The 22,570-nt window shown below is 73.9% G+C and carries 18 protein-coding genes; 7 read left to right on the top strand and 11 right to left on the bottom strand.

The features are described 5' to 3' along the window. Window positions 1-17 precede the first annotated feature (17 nt). The 5 genes from CIK06_RS03645 to CIK06_RS03625 all read right to left on the bottom strand — a co-directional run bounded on the left by CIK06_RS03645 (window position 18) and on the right by CIK06_RS03625 (window position 5,433). Window positions 18-473: a DUF4383 domain-containing protein gene (locus CIK06_RS03645; protein WP_095563624.1), complete on the bottom strand. Its 456-nt coding sequence runs from the start codon at window positions 471-473 to the stop codon at window positions 18-20. A gap of 89 nt (window positions 474-562) precedes the next feature. Next, window positions 563-2,482 (bottom strand): ABC-F family ATP-binding cassette domain-containing protein, encoded by a 1,920-nt coding sequence (locus tag CIK06_RS03640; protein ID WP_095563623.1) that lies wholly within the window; start codon window positions 2,480-2,482, stop codon window positions 563-565. 56 nt (window positions 2,483-2,538) lie between these two features. Beyond that, complete coding sequence (locus CIK06_RS03635) at window positions 2,539-3,495, bottom strand: 4-(cytidine 5'-diphospho)-2-C-methyl-D-erythritol kinase (protein ID WP_095567537.1); 957 nt, start codon at window positions 3,493-3,495, stop codon at window positions 2,539-2,541. A 97-nt stretch (window positions 3,496-3,592) separates the two neighbouring features. Continuing rightward, on the bottom strand, window positions 3,593-4,462 hold the full coding sequence (gene rsmA / locus CIK06_RS03630) for a 16S rRNA (adenine(1518)-N(6)/adenine(1519)-N(6))-dimethyltransferase RsmA (protein ID WP_095567536.1): 870 nt from the start codon (window positions 4,460-4,462) through the stop codon (window positions 3,593-3,595). After that, window positions 4,459-5,433: a TatD family hydrolase gene (locus tag CIK06_RS03625; protein WP_095563622.1), complete on the bottom strand. Its 975-nt coding sequence runs from the start codon at window positions 5,431-5,433 to the stop codon at window positions 4,459-4,461. Before CIK06_RS03625 ends, rsmA begins: the two co-directional genes overlap by 4 nt. Window positions 5,434-5,641: 208 nt before the next feature. Between CIK06_RS03625 and CIK06_RS03620 the strand changes: the two genes are divergently transcribed. Continuing rightward, entirely contained in the window at window positions 5,642-6,889 is a 1,248-nt protein-coding gene (locus CIK06_RS03620; protein WP_232533997.1) for a hypothetical protein, read from the top strand. 31 nt (window positions 6,890-6,920) lie between these two features. Here the strand turns inward: CIK06_RS03620 and metG are convergent, their stop codons facing one another. Further along, on the bottom strand, window positions 6,921-8,735 hold the full coding sequence (metG, locus tag CIK06_RS03615; protein ID WP_095563621.1) for a methionine--tRNA ligase: 1,815 nt from the start codon (window positions 8,733-8,735) through the stop codon (window positions 6,921-6,923). Between the two features lie 246 nt (window positions 8,736-8,981). On the opposite strand from metG, the gene CIK06_RS03610 reads away from it, so the two are divergent. Beyond that, entirely contained in the window at window positions 8,982-10,178 is a 1,197-nt protein-coding gene (locus CIK06_RS03610; protein ID WP_095563620.1) for a hypothetical protein, read from the top strand. Between the two features lie 24 nt (window positions 10,179-10,202). Here the strand turns inward: CIK06_RS03610 and rsmI are convergent, their stop codons facing one another. After that, window positions 10,203-11,054 carry a 16S rRNA (cytidine(1402)-2'-O)-methyltransferase gene (gene rsmI, locus CIK06_RS03605; protein ID WP_095563619.1) on the bottom strand — a complete coding sequence of 284 codons (852 nt, stop codon included), beginning with the start codon at window positions 11,052-11,054 and terminating at the stop codon, window positions 10,203-10,205. Window positions 11,055-11,141: 87 nt separating this feature from the next. Here rsmI and CIK06_RS03600 point away from each other — a divergent pair, with 87 nt between their 5' ends. Together CIK06_RS03600 and CIK06_RS03595 are read left to right on the top strand one after the other, a co-directional pair. Continuing rightward, window positions 11,142-12,836 (top strand): dolichyl-phosphate-mannose--protein mannosyltransferase, encoded by a 1,695-nt coding sequence (locus CIK06_RS03600; protein ID WP_095563618.1) that lies wholly within the window; start codon window positions 11,142-11,144, stop codon window positions 12,834-12,836. Window positions 12,837-13,592: 756 nt separating this feature from the next. Further along, window positions 13,593-14,246 (top strand): HNH endonuclease family protein, encoded by a 654-nt coding sequence (locus CIK06_RS03595; RefSeq protein ID WP_095563617.1) that lies wholly within the window; start codon window positions 13,593-13,595, stop codon window positions 14,244-14,246. 266 nt (window positions 14,247-14,512) lie between these two features. Here the strand turns inward: CIK06_RS03595 and CIK06_RS03590 are convergent, their stop codons facing one another. The 3 genes from CIK06_RS03590 to CIK06_RS03580 form a co-directional block, all read right to left on the bottom strand. After that, window positions 14,513-15,628, bottom strand: a complete 1,116-nt coding sequence (locus CIK06_RS03590; RefSeq protein WP_095567534.1) for an aromatic acid exporter family protein — start codon at window positions 15,626-15,628, stop codon at window positions 14,513-14,515. Between the two features lie 142 nt (window positions 15,629-15,770). After that, on the bottom strand, window positions 15,771-16,346 hold the full coding sequence (locus tag CIK06_RS03585) for an alpha/beta hydrolase (protein ID WP_095563616.1): 576 nt from the start codon (window positions 16,344-16,346) through the stop codon (window positions 15,771-15,773). After that, window positions 16,343-16,957 (bottom strand): GNAT family N-acetyltransferase, encoded by a 615-nt coding sequence (locus tag CIK06_RS03580; protein WP_095563615.1) that lies wholly within the window; start codon window positions 16,955-16,957, stop codon window positions 16,343-16,345. Before CIK06_RS03580 ends, CIK06_RS03585 begins: the two co-directional genes overlap by 4 nt. Before the next feature lie 595 nt (window positions 16,958-17,552). Here CIK06_RS03580 and rsgA point away from each other — a divergent pair. Further along, window positions 17,553-18,476 carry a ribosome small subunit-dependent GTPase A gene (gene rsgA / locus CIK06_RS03575; protein ID WP_157756594.1) on the top strand — a complete coding sequence of 308 codons (924 nt, stop codon included), beginning with the start codon at window positions 17,553-17,555 and terminating at the stop codon, window positions 18,474-18,476. A gap of 124 nt (window positions 18,477-18,600) precedes the next feature. On the opposite strand, the gene CIK06_RS03570 is transcribed toward rsgA, so the two are convergent. Continuing rightward, entirely contained in the window at window positions 18,601-19,518 is a 918-nt protein-coding gene (locus CIK06_RS03570) for an arylamine N-acetyltransferase (protein ID WP_095563613.1), read from the bottom strand. 112 nt (window positions 19,519-19,630) lie between these two features. Between CIK06_RS03570 and CIK06_RS03565 the strand changes: the two genes are divergently transcribed. Together CIK06_RS03565 and CIK06_RS03560 are read left to right on the top strand one after the other, a co-directional pair. Then, on the top strand, window positions 19,631-20,845 hold the full coding sequence (locus CIK06_RS03565; protein ID WP_095563612.1) for an aminopeptidase: 1,215 nt from the start codon (window positions 19,631-19,633) through the stop codon (window positions 20,843-20,845). Window positions 20,846-21,270: 425 nt separating this feature from the next. Further along, window positions 21,271-22,545 carry a M48 family metallopeptidase gene (locus CIK06_RS03560; RefSeq protein ID WP_095563611.1) on the top strand — a complete coding sequence of 425 codons (1,275 nt, stop codon included), beginning with the start codon at window positions 21,271-21,273 and terminating at the stop codon, window positions 22,543-22,545. The last annotated feature ends 25 nt before the right edge of the window (window positions 22,546-22,570 follow it).

Here is a 22,570-nt window from a genome sequence, read left to right as displayed (position 1 = left end):
CGAGGCGGAACGCGGCCTCAGAGCACCAGGCGGGCGTCGCGGGCGGCGCTGGCCTCCTCGTCGGAGCCGATCGTGCAGTACATGGCGGCGGTCAGCAGCACCAGCCCGAGCAGCATGACCACGATGCAGGTCGCGATGGTGAAGTCGAGCACGTTGGCGCTGGTGCGCAGCACGGCCAGCTCACCGAGGCCCAGGGCCATCACGAGGTAGCCGAGCGGCTTGTTGACCCGGACGTCCACGTTGCGCCCGAGCGCCGTGGTGCCGAGGATCAGCACGCCGAGCAGACCGGACAGCGCGGCACCGGCGAGGTTGGTGCCCTGGCCCAGGACCAGGCTGTCGTCCTGCTCGAAGAGGTCCTGACCGGCGCTCTGCACCACGCCGAGGACACCGAAGATCACCAGATAGAGGCCGATCAGGCCGGTGATCGCCCGGTACACCGGACGCGCGGGGTGGTTGATGGGGTTGTGCGCCATGAGATCTCCAACGGCTGCCCGGGGGTGGTCCCGGTGATTCTCCCGCATCGTTCCGGCCAGCCGGTCGACACCCCCGGGAGCCGGCCGGTTCAGGCGTCCCCGACCCGGTCGGCGAGGGTGAGCCAGGCCTCCTCGACCTGATCGCGTTCGGCCCGCAGGGCGCGCAGTTGCCCGTCCAGCTCGGCGACCCGGGTGTAGTCGGTGGCGTGCGTGGCGAGCTGCTCGTGCAGCGTGGTCTCGCGCTGTTCCAGCTTGCCGAGCTGCCGCTCCAGCCTGCCGAGTTCCTTCTTCGCGGTCCGGGCCTCGGCCGCGGAGAGCCGGACCTCGCCGTCGGCCGCTCCGGCCGCACCGGCCGCACCGGCCGCACCGGCCGTGCCGGCCGTGCCGGCCGGGCCGGCCGCGCCCGGCGCGGTGGACCCGGCGCCGTCCGGGGCGGCACGGTCGCCACCGGTGCCGGTGCCGGTGCCGGTGGCCCGCCGCGCCAGCGGCACCCCGCCGTCGATCCGGGACAGGTACTCCTCGACCCCGCCCGGCAGGTGCACCAGCCGGCCGTCGCCGAACATCCCGTACACCACCTCGGTGACCCGCTCGATCAGGTACCGGTCGTGGCTGGCCACGATCACCGTGCCCGGCCAGGAGTCCAGCAGGTCCTCCAGCGCGGCCAGGGTGTCGGTGTCCAGGTCGTTGGTGGGCTCGTCGAACAGCAGCACGTTGGGTTCGGCGGCCAGCAGCCGCAGCAGTTGCAGCCGCCGCCGCTCGCCGCCGGAAAGGTCCCGTACCGGCGTCCACAGCCGGCGGTCGTCGAAGCCGAACAGCTCCGCGAGCTGGGAGGCGGCCACCTCGCGGTCGCCGATGACGACCCGGCGGGCCACCTCCTCGACGGCCTCCAGCACCCGCAGTTCGCCGGGAAGCTCGACCAGTTCCTGGGAGAGGAACGCCGGCCGTACCGTCGCACCGGTGCGCATCGTGCCGGCGTCGGCGCCGCGCACCCCGGCCAGCAGCCGCAGCAGGGTGGTCTTGCCGGCGCCGTTGGCGCCGACGAGCGCGATCCGGTCACCCGGCCCCACCCGCCAGGTGAGGTCGGTGAGGATGGGGGTGTCCCCCGCGTTCAGCGTGACGTCCTCCAGGTCGTACACCTGCTTGCCGAGCCGGGCGGTGGCCAGCCGGTGCAGCGCGACGCTGTCCCGCGGCTCCGGCTCGTCGGCGATGAGCGCGTTGGCGGCCTCGATCCGGAACCGCGGCTTGGAGGTCCGGGCCGGCGGGCCACGGCGCAGCCAGGCGATCTCCTTGCGCAGCAGGTTCTGCCGCCGCGCCTCGGCCGCGGCGGCCAGCCGGGCGCGCTCGGCCCGGGCGAGGGTCCAGGCCGCGAAGCCGCCCTCGTACGTCCGGACGGTGCGGTCGGCGACCTCCCAGGTGCTCGTGCAGACGGCGTCCAGGAACCACCGGTCGTGGGTGACCACCACCAGCGCGCCCCGCCGGGCCACCAGATGCCGGGCCAGCCAGTCCACCCCGCCCACGTCCAGGTGGTTGGTCGGCTCGTCCAGGACGAGCAGGTCGGACTCCCGGACCAGCAGGGCGGCCAGCGCCACCCGGCGCCGCTCGCCGCCGGACATCGGCCCGACCGGCTGGTCGAGACCCAGGTACGGCATGCCCAGCCCGTCGAGGATGGCCCGCACCCCGGCGTCGCCGGCCCATTCGTGCTCGGCGCCCATGTCCTCGGCCAGCCACGCGGTGCCGAGCACCACCGCGCGGACGGTGGCCTCGGGGTCGAGCCGCAACTGCTGCGGCAGCCAGGCGACCCGCAGGTCACGGCGGTGGGTGACCCGGCCGTCGTCCGGCTCCTCGACCCGGGTGAGCAGCCGCAGCAGGGTGGACTTGCCGGCCCCGTTGAGCCCGACCACGCCGACCCGGTCCGCCCCGTCCAGCCCGAGGGACACGTCGCGCAGCAGTGGCCCGGCGGCGCCGTACCCCTTGGACACCCGGTCCAGGTTGACGATGTTGGCTGACAAGGAGGGGTTCCCTTTCTCTGTCGCTGTGCTGTGCCGCGGGGGTCGTGGTGAACCGCTCAGCCGACCCGGGCACCCGCCACCGGGCCGTGCGCGGTGCGGACCACCCGGCACACGTCCGCGGCGGTCAGCTCCCGGGCCAGCGCCTCGGCGTGCCCGGCGTCGGCGGCGAGGAAGACGCAGGTCGGGCCGGATCCGGAGACGATGCCGGCGAGCGCGCCGGCACCGCGGCCGGCGGCGAGCACCTCGGTCAGCTCGGGCCAGAGGGACACCGCCGCGGGTTCGAGGTCGTTGCCGAGGGCCGCCCCGAGCACCGCCGGGTCGCGCTGGCGGAGCGCCCCGAGCAGCCGGTCCGGGCTGCCCACCGGCAGCGGGGCGGCGCCCGCGTCGCGCAGCCGGTCCAGTTCGCCGTACACCTTGGGGGTGGAGAGGCCGCCGTCGGCGATGGCCACCGCCCAGTGCCAGGTGGTCGGGCGGACCAGGACCGGGCTGACGGCCTCGCCGCGCCCGGTGCCGAGCGCGGTGCCGCCGAAGACCAGGAAGGGTACGTCGGAGCCGAGCCCGGACGCGACCTCGGCGAGTTCGTCCCGGGTGAGGCCGGTGCCCCACAGCGCGTCGCAGGCCACCAGCGCGGCGGCGGCGTCGGCGCTGCCCCCGGCCAGCCCGGCGGCCAGCGGAATCTGCTTGCGCAGGTGCAGCCGGGCGTGTGCGGGTACCCCGGCGTACCCGGCGAGGGCCTGGGCCGCACGGATGATCAGGTTCGTGCCGTCCAGGGCCAGCTCACCGGCGCCCTCCCCCTCCATGGTGAGGGTCAGGGTGTCCCCCCGCCGGGCGGTCAGCTCGTCGTGGAGCGAGATGGCGTGGTAGACGGTGTGCAGCTCGTGGTAGCCGTCCTCGCGCAGCGGCCCCACCCCGAGGTGAAGGTTGATCTTCGCGGGGGCGTACACCTTGACCGGACCGGACGCGCCGCGGCGGGAGGTCTCCTCATCCTCGTCCGGACGCCAAGCCTCGGTCACGGGGTGCGATCCCGGACCGGATCCGGACTGCACATCCCCGTGGGCTCGATCGGCGCAGCGGTCACTCGTACACCTCCTCGGCGGGCACGGCGCCAGCCTACTGTGCGCCCGGCCGGCCGGCAGCGGCCCACGCGGCGATCGCGGCGAACTGCCCCACGGTGAGCGATTCGCCGCGGGCGGTCGGGTCGATCCCGGCCGCGACCAGCGCCGCGGCGGCCCGGTCCGGTCCGCCGGCCCAGCCGGCCAGGGCCGCCCGCAGGGTCTTGCGACGCTGCGCGAACGCCGCGTCCACCACCTCGAAGACCCGCTTGCGGGGTACGCCGGTCACCGGCGGATCCCGCCGGGTGAACGCCACCAGCCCGGAGTCGACGTTCGGGACCGGCCAGAACACGTTCGGCGGTACCCGACCGGCGGTGCGGGCCTCGGCGTACCAGGCGAGCTTGACCGACGGGATGCCGTACACCCGGGAGCCGGGACCGGCGGTGAGCCGGTCCGCCACCTCCTTCTGCACCATCACCAGGCCGCGGCGCAGGCTCGGCAGCTCGGCCAGCAGGTGCAGCACGACCGGTACGGCGACGTTGTAGGGCAGGTTGGCCACCAGCGCCGTGGGCGGCGGGTCCGCCAGGTCGGCGGCGGTGATCCGCAGCGCGTCGGCCCGGTGCACCCGCAGCCGGGCCGCGGCCCCGTCCGCGTGCCGGGCCACGGTGTCCGGCAGCGCGCCGGCCAGCACCGGGTCGATCTCCACGGCGTGTACATGGTGGACGCCGGGCAGCAGACCGAGGGTCAACGAGCCGAGGCCCGGCCCCACCTCGACCACCACGTCGGCCGCGGCCAGGCCGGCGGCCGCCACGATCCGCCGTACCGTGTTCGGGTCGTGCACGAAGTTCTGCCCGAGCCGCTTGGTGGGCGCCACCCCGAGCCGGGCCGCCAGCTCCCGGATCTCCGCCGGCCCGAGCAGCCCGGTCACGCCCGTCGCCCGCCGGCCCACGGCCCGAAGACCCGGTCGCCGGTGGCGGAGATCGCCGCGCTCAGCGCCGCCACGTCGGTGCCGGTGGTCTCGGCCAGCGACCGGACGGTCAGCGGGATGAGATACGACGCGTTCGGCCGCCCGCGGTACGGGACCGGGGTCAGGTACGGCGCGTCGGTCTCCACCAGGAGCTGATCGGCCGGGGTGACCGCGGCCGCCGCCCGCAGCGGGCCGGCGCTGGCGAACGTCACCGTGCCGGCGAAGCTGAGCAGGTAGCCCCGCCGGACGCACTCGGCGGCGAACTGCGCGTCGCCGGAGAAGCAGTGCATGACGACGGTTTCCGGCGCGCCCTCGTCGTCCAGGATCCGCAGCACGTCGGCGTGCGCGTCCCGGTCGTGGATGATCAACGGCTTGCCGTACCGCTTGGCGATGGCGATGTGCGCCCGGAAGCTGGTCTCCTGGGCGGCCCGACCCGGTTCGCCGGTCCGGAAGAAGTCCATCCCGGTCTCCCCGATGCCGCGTACCCGGTCCTGCCCGGCCAGCGCCTCGATCTCCCGCAGCGCCCCGTCCAGGTCGGCCAGCCGGGGTGCCTCGTTGGGGTGCAGCGCGACGGTCGCGACCACGGCGGGATGCCGGGCCGCCAGCTCGGCGCCCCAGCGCGAGGAGTCGACGTCCACCCCGACCTGCACCAGCCGGTCCACCCCGGCCCGGGCCGCCGCGGCGATGAGCGCGGCCACCGGGCCGGCCACCGAATCGGTCGGCGCGCCGGCCACCGAATCGGCCACCGGGTCGGCCACCGAATCGGTCGGCGCGCCGGACGGCCCCGCCGGGGGTTCGCCGGCCTCGGTCACCGTGATGTCCAGGTGGGTGTGGCTGTCGATCACCGGCACGGGCAGCGGCTCGGGCGCGGGCGGGAACTCGCCGGCACGGCGCGCGGCGCGTTCACGTCGGGATTCGCTAGCGTCAGTCATCGCCGGCAAGCATCACACACCGCCACCCTCGCCGGGCCGCTGCCGCCCACCGGCGGTTCCGGGTCACAACCGCCGCCGGTGCCGGCGGTTCCGGAGTGACGGCCGGCGCCGGTGCCGCCGGTTCCCGGGTCACGGCCGGCCGTTCCCGGGTTGCGGCGCGAGATCTGCCGGCAACGTGGTGTTCATGTGCCGGGCTTAGCTTCTCGCCGTGAGTCTCAGTTCTCAGCCGCACCGGCTCCCGACCGCCGGCAGTGACATCTGGGTCTCGCTGGACGGCAGCACCCACCCCGCCGAGGAGATCGCCCGCGGCGCCGCGTACGAGGTTCTCAGCGCCGAACCGGCGCCCGGGTTCGAACCGGTCCGCCGCCCCGACGCACGGCTCCCGTTCCACCGGTACGTGCACGTCAGCGACCTGTCGGCGGTGCGCGGCGGGACCGGCGGCGCCGACCTGGACGCGCCGCTGATGGCGCCCGTGGGGCGCCACCGGAACTGGGCGGAGCTGCACCAGCTCAGCCAGCGGCCGGCCTCGGCCACCGACCCGGTGCTGACCGCGGTCCGGGCCTCGGCCGTGGTCCGGCGCGGCACCCCGATGGTCAAGGTGCTGTCCGCGCGGCAGTTGGCCGGCTTCGTGCAGGGCTGGTTGCCGTACGGCTTCTGCTACCGCGAGTACGACGTCGCGCACCTGCGGACCTCGACCGACCTGGCGGTGCTGCGGACCGACCCGGACCCGGGCCGGGACGACCCGGACGTGACGTACGCGCTGCGCTGGCGGGCCATCGACCCGGTCGACTACCAGGTCCCGACGGCGCAGGCGCAGCCCGGTCTGGTCACCATGCCGCCGCACGACCGGATGGGTCCGGCGGTGCTCGGCACCGGCTTCACGCCCAGCGGGCGGCACCTGATCCCCGAGTTCGCCACCCGGGACCTGGCCGACCTGCCGATGCCGGCCAACGCGGCGCTGGTCGCCTACCCGGCCTCGGGCGAGGAGGTGGTGCTCTACACCTTCCGCCCGGAGCAGCGGGGCTGGCTGCGGATGGCCGGGCCACGCTGGCGGCACCTGCTGGCCGCCGTGCCGGGCGTCTCGCCGGACCAGGAGTACCTGCCGGTCGGCGAGACGCCGTCCACCCGCCTGGTCGGCGAGCACCAGGGCGCGGAGTACGAGGCGGTGGCCGACCTGCCGGGCGGCTTCCGGGTGCTGGCCATGACGACGGCGGCCCGCTTCCCGGTCGACCGGGTGCACCGGCGGACCAGGTTCGTGCTCTGGCGCGGCGCCCGGTGCGTGGCGCTGCGGTCGGACGCCAACTGGATCCGGGTACGGCTGTGCCGGCCCGACCCGGACAACGTCCCGGCGCTCGGCGCCCAGTGCTACGAGCGGGGCGTGTACGAGGCGTGGGCGCCGGTCGCCGAGATCGCCGACGACCAGACCGTCGACATCCGGTACCCGGCGGAGGACTAGCCCGTCCGCCGGGCACCGGCCCGGACGCGGCTCATCCGGCCAGTCGGGCCAGTTCCTCCTCGACGATCGACGGGTCCAGCTTGCGGAACACCGGCTTCGGCGCGGCCAGCGGCCGGCCCGCCTCGATCGGCGTCGGCTCCCAGCGGGCGCCGACCGTGTAGTCGCCGGTCAGCACCGGGTACGCCGGGCCGCCGTCCAGATCCTCGACCTGGACGATCGACGGCATCGGGGCGTGCACCCCGGTACCGCCGAGCAGCTCGTGGATCTTCTGGGCCGCGTGCGGCAGGAACGGGGTGAGCAGGATGTTGGCGTCGCTCACGGCCTGCAACGCGACGTGCAGGATGGTGCCCATCCGCGGCTTGTCGGCCTCGGCCTTGAGCTTCCACGGCGCCTGCTCGGACAGGTACTTGTTGGCCTCGGCCACCACCCGCATCGCCTCGCCGATGGCCTGCTTCTGCCGGTGCCGGCCGATCAGGTCGCCGACCGTGGTGAAGGCGGCCCGTACGGCGGCCAGCAGCGCCTCGTCGGCCTCGGTGAGGCCGGCCGGGTCGACCGGCGGGATGGCGCCGAAGTTCTTGGCGGCCATCGAGATGGACCGGTTGACCAGGTTCCCCCAGCCGGCGACCAGTTCGTCGTTGTTGCGGCGGAGGAATTCCGCCCAGGTGAAGTCGGTGTCCTGGTTCTCCGGGCCGGCCACCGCGATGAAGTAGCGCAGCGCGTCCGCGTCGTACCGTTCCAGGAAGTCCCGGACGTAGATGACCACCTGGCGGGAGGAGGAGAACTTGCGCCCCTCCATGGTCAGGAACTCGCTGGACACCACCTCGGTGGGCAGGTGCAGCCGGCCGTACTGTCCGGGCTTGCCGTCCCGGTCGCCCTCGCCCGAGTAGCCCAGCAGCAGCGCCGGCCAGATCACCGAGTGGAAGACGATGTTGTCCTTGCCCATGAAGTAGTACGAGCGGGGCACGTCGCCGGCCGGGTCGGCCTCGGCGTCCGCCGCCCACCACCTGCGCCAGGCCTCCGGGTCACCGCTGCGCCGCGCCCACTCGATCGAGGCGGACAGGTAGCCGATCACCGCGTCGAACCAGACGTAGATGCGCTTGTCGGTGCGGTCCCGCCAGCCGTCCAGCGGGATCGGCACGCCCCACTCCAGGTCCCGGGTGATGGCCCGGGGCTGGAGGTCGTCCAGCAGGTTCCGGGAGAACCGCAGCACGTTGGGTCGCCAGCCCTCCCGGCCGTCCAGCCAGCGGGCCAGCGCACCGGCCAGGGCCGGCAGGTCGAGGAAGAAGTGCTCGGTCTCGACGAACTCCGGCGTCTCTCCGTTGATCCTGGACCGCGGGTTGATCAGGTCGACCGGGTCGAGCTGGTTGCCGCAGTTGTCGCACTGGTCACCGCGGGCGCTGTCGTAGCCGCAGATCGGGCAGGTGCCCTCGATGTAGCGGTCCGGCAGGGTGCGGCCGGTGGACGGGGAGATGGCGCCCATCGTCACCTTCGGCACGATGTAGCCGTTGCGGTGCAGCCCCTCGAAGATCTCCTGAACCACCGCGTAGTGGTTGCGCGTGGTGGTGCGGGTGAACAGGTCGTAGGACAGGCCCAGGCCGTGCAGGTCGGCCACGATCACCCGGTTGTACCGGTCGGCCAGCTCGCGGGCGGTCAGCCCCTCGGAGTCCGCCTGCACCTGGATCGGGGTGCCGTGCTCGTCCGTACCGGAGACCATGAGCACGTCGTGGCCGGCCATTCGCAGGTAGCGGCTGAACACGTCGGCGGGCACGCCGAACCCGGAGACGTGACCGATGTGGCGCGGGCCGTTGGCGTACGGCCAGGCGACCGCCGCAAGAACGTGGCTCATGACCGCCAAGCCTAGTGACCGGGCCGCGGCGCCCGCGAACCAATAGCCCGCGGCGCGGGTACGCGTACGCCGGTGGCCGGAAACTTCTCACCCTTCGACACGCCGAGTCACCTGTTGGTCTCGATCAGTAACACGTAGTCCAATGACCGCGTGACTGGAGACCCAGCACCGGGTCAAGCTGCCGAAAAGCGAACGGTCCGCGTCGTACCGCCGCGGAGCCGCCCGGCGGCCCGTGGCCGGGCGGCCGTGCCCGCCGGATCGCCGCCCGCCGCCCCCGAGCCGACCGCCGATCCCGGGTCGCCCGCCGGTCCCGGGTCGCCCGCTGAACCCGACGAGACCGCGGCGGACCGGGCCGAGGCGGCCGCCCCGGACGGCGACCAGGATCCACCCGCCGCACCCGCCCCGGACCCGGCGGCCGAGCCCGCCGGCACCGCCGGCACCGCCGAGCCCGCCGAGCCCGCCGGGACCGTACGCGCCCGGGCCAGGGTGCCCAGCCCGACGCCGCGGGCCACCGGGCGGGTGCGGGCACGGGCCAAACCGGCAAGCCCGCCAGCCGAGCCACCGGCCACCGAGCCACCGCCCGCCGAGCCACCGGCCACCGAACCGCCGGCCACCGAACCGCCGGCCGGCGACGCCGAAGCCGTCGACGCCACCGAGACCGGCGAGACCCGCGATCCGATCGAGGCCACCACGGGCGCCCCGATCGGCTCGCTGCCCCGCCGGGCACCCGTCCGGCAGCCCCGGGACGGCTGGCCCGCCCCCACGAGCACGGGCTGGAAACCGGCCGAACCGGGCGCCCCGGTCGAGGGCGTGGACGAGCCTGCCTTCTGGCTGCCCATCGAGGAGGTGCACTGGGACGGGCGACCCGTCCGCGACGAGCGGGAGACCTGGCTGAGCCGCTGGCGCGCGGCGCGGGCCGCCGCGCACCGCGCCTCCCGGCCGCCCCCACCGCCCCGCAACCCGGTGGCCGGGCTGGCCGGGCTGGTGCTGTTCGCCCTGACCTCGGGCTTCTTCGGCTGGGTCAGCGCCGAACCGCTCTGGCTGGCGGTCGGACACGGCGAACGCGGCGTGGCGACCGTCTCCTCCTGCTCCGGCTCCGGCGTCGGGCTGGCCTGCCAGGGCAGGTTCACGGCCCGTACCGGTTGGACCAGCCCGCTCGTACCGGTGGTGGGGGTGGTCGCCGCCGCCCGGACCCCCGGCAGCCAGGTGGCGGCCCGGATGGTCGACGCCGAGGCCCGCAAGGCGTACGCCGAGGCCGGCGTCGCCGACCGGCACCTGCGCTGGCTGCTCGGCCTGGCCGCGGCGCTGGGCTGCGGTCCGGGCATCGTCTGGGCGACCGGCGCGCGTCGACTGCCGGAACCCCGCGGCCGGCGCGCCGCCACGCTCGCCGCGCTGGCCGTGCCGGTCCTGCTGCTCACCGGCTTCCTGGTGTATGCGTTCTGAGCCGGCCGGCCACCGCCGGGCCGGTCAGTCGGCGTGCACGATGCCGTACACCTCGCGCCGACGCAGGCCGTACTCGGTGGCCACGGCCGCGATGGCGTCGCGCCGGGAGGAGCCGGCGGTTTCCAGCGCGGCCACCGCCGCCCGCAGCGCGTCGTCGTCGGGACGGCTCGCCGGCACGGCCGACGCGCCGGCCACCACCAGGGTGATCTCGCCGCGGGCGGTGCCCGACGCGGCCCACTCGGCCAACTCCCCCAGCGGGCGGCGCAGCACCTCCTCGTACGTCTTGGTCAGCTCCCGGCAGAGCGCGGCCGGGCGGTCCGGGCCGAACGCCTCGGCAAGGTCGGCCAGCGCACCGGCGATCCGGTGCGGCGCCTCGAAGAACACCAACGTCCGCTCCTCGGCGGCCAGGCCGCGCAGCCGGCTGCGGCGGGCGCCGCCGGAGCGGGGCAGGAACCCCTCGAAGCAGAACCGGTCGCAGGGCAGTCCGGACACCGCCAGCGCGGTGGTCACCGCGCTCGGACCCGGCGCCGCGGTGACCGGCACGCCGGCCGCGAGCGCCCCGCGCACCAGCCGGTACCCCGGGTCGGAGACGCTGGGCATGCCGCCGTCGGTGACCACCGCCACGGTCGCGCCGTCGAGCAGGGCCTGGACCAGTTCGGGGGTACGACGTTCCTCGTTGCCCTCGAAGTACGAGACGACCCGCCCGGCGACCGTGACCGACAGGTCCCGGGTCAGCCGGCTCAGCCGCCTGGTGTCCTCCGCGGCCACGATGTCGGCGCCGGCCAACACCTCACCCAGCCGGGCGGAGGCATCGGCGGGGTTGCCGAGCGGCGCGCCGACCAGCACCAGGCGGCCACCTTCGGGATTTTCCGGCACGCGGCCACTCCTCTTTCCTCGTTCCGCATCGCGGGCGGACGGTGGTGTGAGTCACCGTTTCCCACCCCGGCAGCCTACGATCACTGGGTGACCTCGGCGTCGACAGCGCAGACCACAGACCCGGACAACACCCGGACCGGCGAAAACGCCGGCACTCCGGCCGCGGATACACCGGCAGACAGCGGCGCCGGTCAATCCTCGGGCGGGGTGCTGGGCGCCGCCCGGCGCCGGTTGGCACCCCTCGACCGACGGCTCGACCCGTGGTCGTGGCTGGCCACCGGTGTCGTGGTGGTGATCGCCGGCATCCTGCGGCTGGTGGGGTTGAGTCACCCGCCGGGCAAGGTGTTCGACGAGATCTACTACGCCCGGGACTCGTGGGGTCTGCTCAACCACGGCGCCGAGTGGAACTACGAGACGAACACCCCGTCGTACGTGGTCCATCCGCCGTTGGGCAAATGGCTCATCGCGCTCGGCGAGTGGGCGTTCGGGTACGCCGACCCCGACCAACACATCTCGGTGGCCGGGCACCTGACCACCACGGCGCCCGAGTTCGGCTGGCGGATCTCCGCCGCGCTCATCGGCACCCTGTCGGTGCTGCTGGCCGTCCGGATCGGCCGCCGGTTGTTCCACTCGACCGCGCTCGGCTGCGCCGCGGGGCTGCTGATGGCGTTGGACGGCTTCCACCTGGTGCTGTCCCGGACCGCCCTGCTGGACATCTTCCTGCTGTTCTTCGTGTTCGCCGCGTTCGGAGCCCTGGTGCTGGATCGGGACGCCCGGCGGGAGCGGTGGCTGCGGGCGCTGGAGGCCGGGGTGTCGCCGGCACGCCTGCCGCACGGCGTCCCGTGGTGGCGGCTCGCCTCGGCGGTGCTGCTCGGCTGCGCCCTCGCGGTGAAGTGGAGCGGCATCTACTTCGTGGTGGCCTTCGCGATCCTGGCCGTGCTCTGGGACGTCGGGGCGCGCCGGTCCGCCGGGGTGCGCCGGCCGTGGCTGAGCACGCTGGCCGGTGAATCGGGCTGGCTGCTGCTCTGCGGCGTGCTGGTGGTGGCCGCCTACCTCGCCTCGTGGTCGGGATGGTTCCTCACCGACGGCGGCTATTTCCGGCACTACCTGGCCGACAACGGGCGACCCGAGCCGCCGGTGATCGGGGCGCTGCGCGACCTCTGGCACTACCACGTCGAGGCGTACAAGTTCCACACCACACTGGAGAAGCCGCACAAGTACCAGTCCTGGCCGTGGCAGTGGCTGCTGCTGGGCCGGCCGGTCGCCTTCTACTGGTCCAGCAACGGCCCGTGCGGCGCGCCGAGTTGCGCGGCCGAGGTGCTGCTGCTGGGTACGCCGCTGCTGTGGTGGTCGTTCCTGCCCGCCCTGGCCGGCACCCTCTGGTTGGGCATCGCGCGCCGGGACTGGCGGGCCGGCGCGCTGCTGGTCTGCGTCGCGGCCGGCATCCTGCCCTGGTTCTGGTACGCCTTCGACAGCCGGACCATGTTCTTCTTCTACGCGGCTCCGGCACAGCCGTTCCTGGTCCTGGCCGTGGTGTACGTCCTGGGCGCCATCATGAGCCCGGCCCGGGTACCGCTGGCCGCGGCGGACCGACCACCGGAGGCGCTCGCCGCGGAGCAGTCCGACGACGCGGACCGGCGGATGGTGGGCGCCGTGGTGGCCGGCGTGTACGTGTTGGCGGTCGCCCTCTGCTTCGCGTACTTCTATCCGGTCTTCGTCGGCAAGGTGATCAGCTATGCCGACTGGTCGGCCCGGATGTGGTTGGGCGGTCGCTGGATCTGAGTTGGGCGGTGTTTCCGGCCGGGACGGCGGTTCCGGCCGGAAACACGTGTCCGGCCGTGTCCGGCCCTGTCTGAGGCGTGTTCGGACCGTCCGGCCGGTGCGCGCACCGTGCCGGGCGGCGCTTGGCGTGCCGGGCGGTGCTCGGCGTGCCGGGCGGTGCTCGGCGTGCCGGGCGGTGGGTTGCGCGCCGGGGGGCCCACGGACGGGGCGGACCCCGCTCGGCGGGGCGCGTACGGCGGCCCCGTCGGGATCAGGCGGACCGGGGCGGCGACGTGGCAAAGGCGCAGGTCGCCGGGCGGAGTTACGGGTCATCCGCAAAAAGGTGCGCGCCCCGATCGCCTGCCACGGGGGAAGCGGGCGATTGGGGCGCGCAAACCAAGCTTAACCACCGTGGTTGCCTGGCACAACGGGGCGGACGCGGTCAGATTTCCGACGCTGGCGGAACAAACGATTCGTGAACAGATTCGCACGGTATGCAGTCGCTCCGGCCCGACCGGCGACCCGGCCCGATCCCGACCTGACCCGCCGCGGCCCGACGCCGGTCCGGCCCGGCCGGACTCCGGCTCCAACCGCGGCCCCGACCGTGACTCCAGCCCTACCCGACCGGGCTGACCAGGCCCGACCGGAAACAGCTCGGCCGGGCGGAGCGGGCGGTCGGGTGCAACGTTCGACAATCGTTCATCGCTGGCGATTGCCAACCGACACATTCATGAGGCTAACTATCTCCACCGAACCCCTTGATCGGATGGAGTACCGATGAGCCGAACTCTTCGCTGGGCCGCCACCCTGCTGGCCAGCACCGTGGCCGCCACCCTCGGCCTGGTCAGCCCCGCGGTCGCCGCCAGCACCTCGCAACCACTGCGCACGATGATCGCCAACCTTCCGGTGGCCGCCGAGGTGCGCACGGGCTACAACCGCAGCCTCTTCCCGCTGTGGATCGACGCCGACGGCAACGGCTGCAACACCCGGTACGAGGTGCTGATCGCCGAGGCGGTGACGGCGCCGAGCATCGGGTCCGGCTGCAAGCTCACGGGCGGACGCTGGTACTCCTACTACGACGCCGCCTACTGGACCGATCCGTCCGATCTGGACATCGACCACGTCGTACCGCTCGCCGAGGCGTGGGACTCCGGCGCCCGCGACTGGACCACCAGCCGGCGCCAGTCGTACGCGAACGACCTGGCCGACTCGCGCACCCTGGTCGCAGTCACCGACAACGTGAACCAGTCCAAGGGCGACCGGGACCCGGCCGAGTGGATGCCCACCTACGACCGGTGCCGCTACATCGGCGAATGGGCGGCGGTCAAGACGCGCTGGCGGCTGACCGCCGACAGCGCCGAGAAGAGCGCGCTGACCAGCTACGCCAGCTCCTGCTCGAACGTCACCATCTCGGTGACCTACGCGTTCTGACCGATCGGGGCGGCGCGGCCGGACCCGCCAGACCGGCGTGGTCGCGCCGCGCCGCCCCCACCCCGACCCGCTCCCACCTCGGCCCACCCCGCCAAGGTCAGCTCGGGTCAAGGTCAGCTCGGGTCAAGGTCAGCTCGGGCCAAGGTCAACTCGTCTTCGGCGAAGTTGGGGTGTCCGGGCGCCCTGAACCCCCCAAGTTCGGCGAAGACGAGTTGATCATGTCTGGGATGGCGGCGGCCCATCTCGGCGCGGGCCACGGACAGGGCCTAGACCGGGGGCAGCCCGAACGCCTCGTCCACCTTCCCCAGCAGCTCGGCGTCGTCGCCATTGCCCACCCCGCGCAGCAGGTCGATGGCGGTGGCCCGGACCTGGCCGATGATCATGATGAGCGGCAGCGGCGGCCCCTGCGCGAACAGGCCGCCGGCCACCCGTACGGCCGTGAGCGCGGCCTCCTCCGCCTCCTGCGCGCAGCGGTCCGCACGGGCATCGTCCAGGTGCAGGTCGGCGACCAGCGCCTCGCCGGCCGCCCGGATGGCGGCGGCCAGCGAGCGCAGCGCCGCGAACAATTCGGCCGGTACCCCGGCCGGCGACCGGGTGAGCGTCACGGCCGCCCGGGCGAGCACCCGGACGTTCCGTACGGCATAGTCGACCTGCCGGATCGAGGCGTCCACCGCGTGCACCCGGTGCAGGCGCCGCCGGCGGCGTACGGGCAGACGCAGCGCCTCCCCCGCGGCCGTGACCTCCGCCTGCAACAGGTCGACCGTCGCGTCCATCGTCCTGGCCCGGGCGAGTGCGGCCCGCGCGGCGGGCTCGCTGTGCCGCTCCAGCGCCTCGGTGATCTCCTCCACCAGCTCGGCCAACCGGCCGAAGACCTCGCGGGCCTGCGCCACCAGCGGGGCCAGCGGATTGCGCGCGGTAATGAGCTGGCTGACCAGCACCGCGACGCCACCGCCGATCAGCGCGTCGACGAACCGGAACGGGATCAGGCTGGTCGTGGTGGGCGTCACCACCACCAGGTAGAGCGCCGAGACCGCCGCCTGCACCACGGTCACCGTGCTGGCGCCCACCGCAACGGCGAGGCCCAACGTGAGAAGGATCACCGTAAAGATCGTCCAGGTGCCGCGCGGGCCGAGGGCCTGGATCACCAGGTCGGCCACCAGCACCCCGGCGGCCACCCCCAGCACCACCTCCACCGCCCGGCGGATCCGCTGGCCCCGGGTCTGGCCCAGCACGATCAGCGCGGCCGCCGGGGCGAAGAACGGCTGCGGATGCCCGATCAACCGGGTGTCCACGATCCAGGCGAGGGTGGCCGCGAGCGTCGCCTCGGCGATCGGCACCCAGCCCTGGCGCAGCCGGCCGGCGGCGAGACGGAACCACCCCATCCCCACCATGCCGCCTCCCGCCGCTCGCCGTCCCGGGTTGCGCACCGGCCGCCGGCCGGTCGCCATCGCGGCCGGATCTACCCCGGCCGGCCACCAACCTAACGACCGGGCCGGGGCCGGTTCGGGGCCGGCCGAGCGCTGGTCAGGGCCAGACCGCGGTGTCCAGGAACTCCTCGACGGCGGTGGCGACCCGGCCCAGCACCTCGGCGGAGCGGGCCAGCGGGCCGGGAACGTGCATCCCATGATCGGCCTCGGGGATCTCCAGCACGTACGGCGACAGCGTCCGGGCCAGCGCGCCGTCCCAGTGCTGAAGATCGGCCGTACCGCCGACCAGCAACACCGGCGCGGCGCCGCGGCGCAGCGCCGCCACGACCGGCTCGACGTGCAGCAGCGGGGTCAGCCACACCGCCGGCAGGTCGCGGTCGGCGGCCAGCGGCGCGGCGAGCGTACCGAGGGACTTGCCGATCAGCAGCGGCCGAGGGTCGTCCGGCAGCCCGTCCAGTACGGGCGTCGCGTGGTCCCGCACCCACGGGATCCGGTCGGCCAGTGGCACGTGCGGGGTGCCCGGCGGAGGGCCGTTCGGATCCCATCCGCCACCCCAACTGAGCGGATGGATCCGCGCCGACCGGGCCTGCGCCGCGGCGGCGGAAAACATCAACAGCGGCGCGTACGGCCCGTACCGGCCGCCCGGCAGAACCACCGCGTTGCGCTCCATCATGGAATTCCTCCTGGACCCGTCCGGGACCGGGATCGCCATTCGCGGGCGAGCATCGCGAAGACCAGTTGATCGGCCCAGCCACCCCGGAACCGGTAGCTCTGCACATGCCGGGCCTCCAGCCGCATCCCGATCCGGCTCATCAATCGCGCGGACGCCTCGTTGTCGGCGTGGCACCGGCCGTAGACGCGGTGCAGCCCGAACTCGTCGAAGCCCCAGCCGAGCAGCCCGACGACGGCCTCGGTGGCCAGCCCGCGGCCGTGGAACTCGGGGTTGAAGACGTAGCCGATCTCGGCGGTGTGGTCGGCCGCGCTGTGCCAGACCAGTTGGGCGGTGCCGGCCACCCGGCCGGTGCCGGGACCGTTCGCGCCGGCCGCGGACGGGTCGACCTCGGCGGCCAGGGTCAGTACGTCGCCCTCGGCGCGCAACGCGTTCTGCCGGGCCATCGTCGCGACCGACACGTGCGACTGCGCGATGGTGCGGGGTTCGGCGCCGAGCATCCACCGGCACACCTCGGGCCGGCGCTGGTACGCGTGCACGTCATCAACGTCGTCGATGGTGATCGGACGCAACGCGAGCCGGGCCGTGCGGATCGGGTAGCTCGGCCGGAACACCGGCCGATGATAGGCAGAACCGTCGATCCGATTCCGGAAATTTCGTCGCGACACCGGGGGCGACCGATGAGTTCGCCCGACGTCGACGGTCCACCTGGTAACCCGTGCGCCGCGTGGTGTCAGCGGCGGCCGGGCGGCGCGCGGATTCTGTCGTACCCGTCGCGTAGAACTACCGCACCGCGCGAAGGTGTCGGCGTCGGACGCCGGTCCGCGCCGGGGCGGGCCGGCACGGGGCGGCCCGACCCGGCACGGGCCTGCGCCGCGACACAGGCTGGGCGGGTGACAGCGCCAAATCCGGTTGGTTGAACGGATGGCGGCGGCACCGAACGCTGCCGGGCTGCCGGGCTGCTGGGTGCTGGGCTGGCGTACCGGAAATCGGTTTGCGCCGCGCACCGCGACCGGTACGGTGTGCGGCGTCGGGTCCGAGACGACGAGCGACGCCGAGGGAGGTGGGACCGGATGATCCGGACTGCCGTTACCGCTGCCCCCTGCCCTCGTTCCGCCGCCCACTGACCTTTCTCTCTTCCGGGCGGCGCTGTCCCACTCGGAGTTTGCCTTGCCCCATTCTTATTCGTCCGCTCACCGCGTCGTACGCGTGGAGCGGAAGTCCTGCGTACTCGCCACCCCGGACGGACCGCGGACCGTGCCCACCACCATCGGGGTGGCGGTGGGCGACTGGGCGCTGCTCGACGACGCCGGCCAGGTGTCCGGCATCCAGCCACGCAGCACCGAAATCCGCCGGCTCGGCGTCGGCGGCCGGGCCGTCGAGCAGGTCCTCGCGGCCAATTTGGACATCGTCGCGGTGTGTGCGCCGCTGGAACGCGACGCCCGGCTCGGCCGGGTCGAACGGCTGCTCGCGCTCGCCTGGGCCTCCGGCGCGCAGCCGCTGCTGGTGGCCACCAAGATCGACCTTTGCCGACCGGAGGACGTCGGCCCGGCGTTGAGCCAGTTCGGGGCCGCCGCGCCGGGCGTGGACGTCGTGCCCGTCACGGTCACCGACCTCACCAGCCTCGACCCGGTACGCGCGATGATCGCTCCGGACCGGACACTGGTGGCCATCGGTGCCAGCGGCGCCGGCAAGTCCACCCTGATCAACGGGCTGGTCGGCGGGATGGAGCTGGCCACCGGCGCGGTCCGGGAGTCGGACGGCAAGGGCCGGCACACGACCGCCTGGCGGGAACTCGTGGAGCTTCCCGGCGGCGGCTACCTGATCGACACCCCCGGGCTGCGTGCGGTGGGCCTGTCCGACGCGGCCGAGGGCGTCGATGCGGCGTACGCCGACATCACCGACCTCGCGGCGCAGTGCCGGTTCTCCGACTGCGGGCACGAGTCGGAGCCGGGCTGCGCGGTCCGGGCCGCCATCGAGCGCGGGGAGATCGACGCGGGCCGGTTGGAACGGCACCGCAAGCTGCAACGGGAGTTGGCGTTCCAGGCTCGGCGGTTCGACGCTCGGGCCCGGTCCGAGGAGCGCAAGAGGTGGGCCAAGCTGTCCCGGAACTCCAACCCGGCCCGCCCCTGACTTCCACCACCATCCGGGGCCGTCGCGTGTCCGGGCGCGAGTCATCCGCCAGACACCTCATCGAGGCCGTCTGAGGCATCCGGCGGATGACTCGCCACGCCTCCGAAGGTGGCCGACGGTCCGGTCAGGGACGCCCGGCCCGGTCCCACTCCGCATGCGCCGCCCGCAGCCGCCGCCACACGGCGGTAAGCCGGTCCGCCGGTACGTCGTCGAGAACCAGGCCGAAGCCGTCGGCCAACAGGGCACGCCACTCGGCGTACCGGAGAACCTCCCGGACCGACGCGGAGTCGGCGGCCGGGCGTTCGGTCAGCACACAGCCGCGCAGCGCGGCAACCCCGGCCGGCGTCCGCCGCTGCACCGTGACCACCCGGACGAAGCTTGAGGTGGCCGCGCCGGACTGGGCGACGTGCCGCGGCAGCAGTGCCGCGGGGCCGGTCGCGCCGAGCGTGAAGTCCATCCCGACGAATCCGCCGCCGGGCTCGTGGTCCAACCGCCACCCGCCGGGTACGACGTCGGAGCGGCGGAGCCGGAACCCGGGTCCGGTGGTGGTGGCGAGCGGCGCGGGCTCCAGTGGACCGTCGCCGAGCCCCACGTCCAGCCACCACGATCGGCCGTCCACCCGGGCGGTCAGGGTGAGATGGTTGCCGTCGGCACCCGGCGGCGCGGGGTCGCGGCGCCGCTGCACCCCGGCGCGGTGCCAGCGCACCGGGTAGCCGAGCGAGGCGAGCAGCGCCGAGAAGGCGCTGTTGAGCTGGTAGCAGTAGCCGCCTCGGCCGCACACCACGTACCGGGCCGACTCGGCGGGGGCAATTCCGCGCGACTCGCCGAGCGCGATCCAGAGCGTCTCGTACGCGACCGAGGCGACGTGGGCGGCGTGTAGCCGGCACAGCCGCTCCGGTGCAGGGGTCGCGCGCCGTTCGGCTTCCGGGTCCAGGCCGAGCCGGCGAAGGTACGCCCCGACCAGCGGCTCGGGCAGCGGCAGGGGTTGCCACCGACGGCCCGCCGCGCCGGCCCGGGCCACGGCCGATGCGGGGTCGGGCACCTCGGGAGGCTACCGCGGGGCGGTCGCGCGCGGACCTGCGGCGAGTCCGGACCGCGACGACCTCCGCCGATATCGGACAGCAGGGCTGGGGTGGGGCAAATACGCTGGCCGGATGACGGGTACAGATCTTCTTCAGCGGTTCGCCGACCTGGTCGTCCGGGTCGGCGTCAACGTACAGCCGGATCAGGGCGTCGTGGTCCGAGCCGACACCGCGCATCTGGAGACCGCGCGGGCCGTGGTCCAGCAGGCGTACGCGGCCGGCGCCGGCTGGGTGGACGTCGACTGGACCGACGGCCCGATCCGGCGATCCCGGCTGCTGCACGCCACGCCGGCCGAACTCACCCGGACCCGGCCGTGGACGCTGGAACGGATCCGCTCGTGGACCGCCGAGGGCGTCTGCTTCATCACCCTCGCCGGCGAGGCCGATCCGCACCTGCTCGACGACGTGGATCCGGCGAAGGTCGCGGCCCGCCCGGTGGAGGAGTTGCGGGCCATGCAGCAGGCCATGATCGAGGAGCAGTTGCGCTGGACGGTGGTGGCGGCGCCCAACCCAGGCTGGGCGCGGCAGGTCTTCGGCGAGCCGGACACCGACCGGCTGTGGGCGGCGGTGGCCACCGCGATGCGCCTGGACGAGCCGGATCCGGTGACCCGGTGGCGGGACCGGCACGCCGAACTTGCCGCCCGTGCACGGGCACTCGACGCGCTCGAACTCACCGAGGTCCGCTACCACGGTTCCGGCACGGACCTGACCGTCGGGCTGCTGCCCGAGACGCGGTGGACCGGCGGCGGCGAGGAGGATCCGAGCGGCCTGTTCTACCTGCCGAACATCCCCACGGAGGAGGTCTTCACCAGCCCGGACCGGCGCCGGGCGGACGGCCGGATCCGGCTCACCCGGCCCGTGGTGATCGGCGGCCGGCTGGTGGAGGGCCTGGTCGTGACGTTCGCCGGCGGCCGGATCACGGAGGCCACCGCGGTCCGGGGAGCGGACGTCGTGCGCGCCCAACTGGACACCGACGAGGGCGCGCGCAGCCTCGGCGAGGTCGCGCTGGTGGACCGGGACTCCCGGATCGCGAAGGCCGGCGTCGTGTTCCACAACACGCTGTTCGACGAGAACGCCGGTTGCCACGTGGCCTGGGGGTTCAGCTTCCCGTTCGCGGTGGCCGGCGGCCTGGCCAAGAGCGACGACGAGCGGTACGAGCTGGGGTTGAACCGCTCCACGGTGCACACCGACGTGGTGATCGGCGGCGAGGGCCTCACGGTGACCGGCACCGGTCCGAGCGGCAGCGTCGACCTTCTCCGGGACGACGAATGGGTGCTGCCGGTCTGACCGGGCGCGGCGGGACCGGGCGCCGGACGCGGCGGGACCGGGCGCCGGCTGACCGGGCCGGTCGGCCCGGCGTCACCCGCGGAGGCGCCGGACCGGCCGCTCAACCACGGCGCGGCGGGTGCACCGCGGCACGGTCCGGAGACCCGCCCGGCCGGAGGCCTCCCGATTGATAGACAATAATGAATCTTAACCGGTTCATGTGTCAACGACCCGTGGGGTGGTTTTCCGCCTCCAGCCCTCGATGTCCGAGCCACCACACCGCCGCTGAGCTGGCCTGAACCGCGCGCAGCACGTTCAGCCAGGATGCCAGCCCGAGCCTGCCGGCGACAGGAACCGGGCGGCGGGCCGCCCGAGATGGGCCGACGGCGGACATCGATGCACGATCGTTGCTTGATCTTCGCTGCCCGCTTCCGAAAGATCCTGTCGTGACCGCCACCAGCATCGTCGAATCCTGCCCGAACTGCGGCACCACGCTCGCCGTCCTCGGGGAAGCGGCACCGTGGTGCACCGCATGCGAGTGGAACCTCGACGCGTACACACCGCCACAGAAGTGGCCGTGGTACTGGCGAGCGATGACGCGGCTGGACCACCGGCACGGATTCCGGGCCGACCTGCGGCTGACCACCGAGGGCACCGGATCCTCCCGTGCCGGCTTCGTCTTTCTCTGTGCGGTGTCCGCGATCCTCGTCGCGGTACCGCTGGCGGCGCTGATCGGCGGCCTCTACCTGATCATCTGGCACCGCCACAATCTCGACATCCTGCTCGGGGCGCTGCTGCTACCCGTGGCGTACGCGTTGCGGCCCCGGCTCGGTCGGGTCCGGCGCTACCTGCGCGGCAGGTACCGGCTCGATCCGGAGACGACGCCCGCCCTGCACGAACTCATCGGGCAGGTCGCCGCGGCCACCGGCGCACCACGGCCGGACATCCTGATCATCGACCCGTACTCCTGGACGGCGTCCGTCACCGTGCTGGGCATCCGGGGTCGGCGCATCCTCACCCTGGGTGTGCCGCTGCTGGCCAGCCTCCGGATCGAGGAGATCGTGGCGCTTCTCGGGCACGAACTGGGTCACATCGCCAACAAGGACTCCCGGCGCAGCCTGCTCGCCCGGCCGGCACGGGTGACCTTCGGACACCTCTCGTCGATCCTGCGGCCGCCGACCGCGAACTGGCTCGACCAGGGCATGCACGGATTCGAGGCGCTCCTGTACGAGCTGCTGCGTCTCATCAACGGCACGCTGTCCTGGCTGCTGTTCGGGCTGCACCTGGGGATCAACGTCGTCGGATCGGGCCACGACCGGGCCGCCGAGCAACGGGCCGACGTCCTGGCCGCCCAGGCCGGCGGAACGGCCGCCGCGCTCAGCCTTCTCGACGCGCTGGCGGGGTTGCCGCTGTACCACTCTCTGGTCAGCGGCGCGAGTGAGGCCGGCGTGGCGCTGCACGAATGGCGTACGGACATCGCCGGCTGCCGCGACCGGCACACCGACCAGATCGTGCTGCGGCGGCAACTGAGCATCCGCGAGGACGCGTCGCTGTTCGCCAGCCACCCGACGACCGGCCGCCGGCACCAGTTCCTCGCCGCCCGCCCACCCCAGGACGCCGCGGTCACGGTCACCGAGGCGCAGACCAGGAGCGTCCTGCGGGAGATCGCCCCGTACGCGGAGCGGCTGCGGGCGGACCTGGCCGAGGAGTACGAGATGTGACCGTGCCCTGGACCCCGGCCACCTC

Source organism: Plantactinospora sp. KBS50, from assembly GCF_002285795.1.
Taxonomy (GTDB): Bacteria; Actinomycetota; Actinomycetes; order Mycobacteriales; family Micromonosporaceae; genus KBS50.
The sequence above is the reverse complement of the archived record's forward strand: the minus strand, read 5'-3'. Positions and strand labels throughout refer to the sequence as shown.

What these genes read in the sequence shown, in the direction of transcription:
- CIK06_RS03645 (WP_095563624.1), bottom strand. Translation starts at nt 473, where the DNA reads ATGGCGCACAACCCCATCAACCACCCCGCGCGTCCGGTGTACCGGGCG.
- CIK06_RS03625 (WP_095563622.1), bottom strand. Translation starts at nt 5,433, where the DNA reads ATGACTGACGCTAGCGAATCCCGACGTGAACGCGCCGCGCGCCGTGCC.
- metG (WP_095563621.1), bottom strand. Translation starts at nt 8,735, where the DNA reads ATGAGCCACGTTCTTGCGGCGGTCGCCTGGCCGTACGCCAACGGCCCG.
- CIK06_RS03595 (WP_095563617.1), top strand. Translation starts at nt 13,593, where the DNA reads ATGAGCCGAACTCTTCGCTGGGCCGCCACCCTGCTGGCCAGCACCGTG.
- CIK06_RS03590 (WP_095567534.1), bottom strand. Translation starts at nt 15,628, where the DNA reads ATGGGGTGGTTCCGTCTCGCCGCCGGCCGGCTGCGCCAGGGCTGGGTG.
- CIK06_RS03585 (WP_095563616.1), bottom strand. Translation starts at nt 16,346, where the DNA reads ATGATGGAGCGCAACGCGGTGGTTCTGCCGGGCGGCCGGTACGGGCCG.
- CIK06_RS03565 (WP_095563612.1), top strand. Translation starts at nt 19,631, where the DNA reads ATGACGGGTACAGATCTTCTTCAGCGGTTCGCCGACCTGGTCGTCCGG.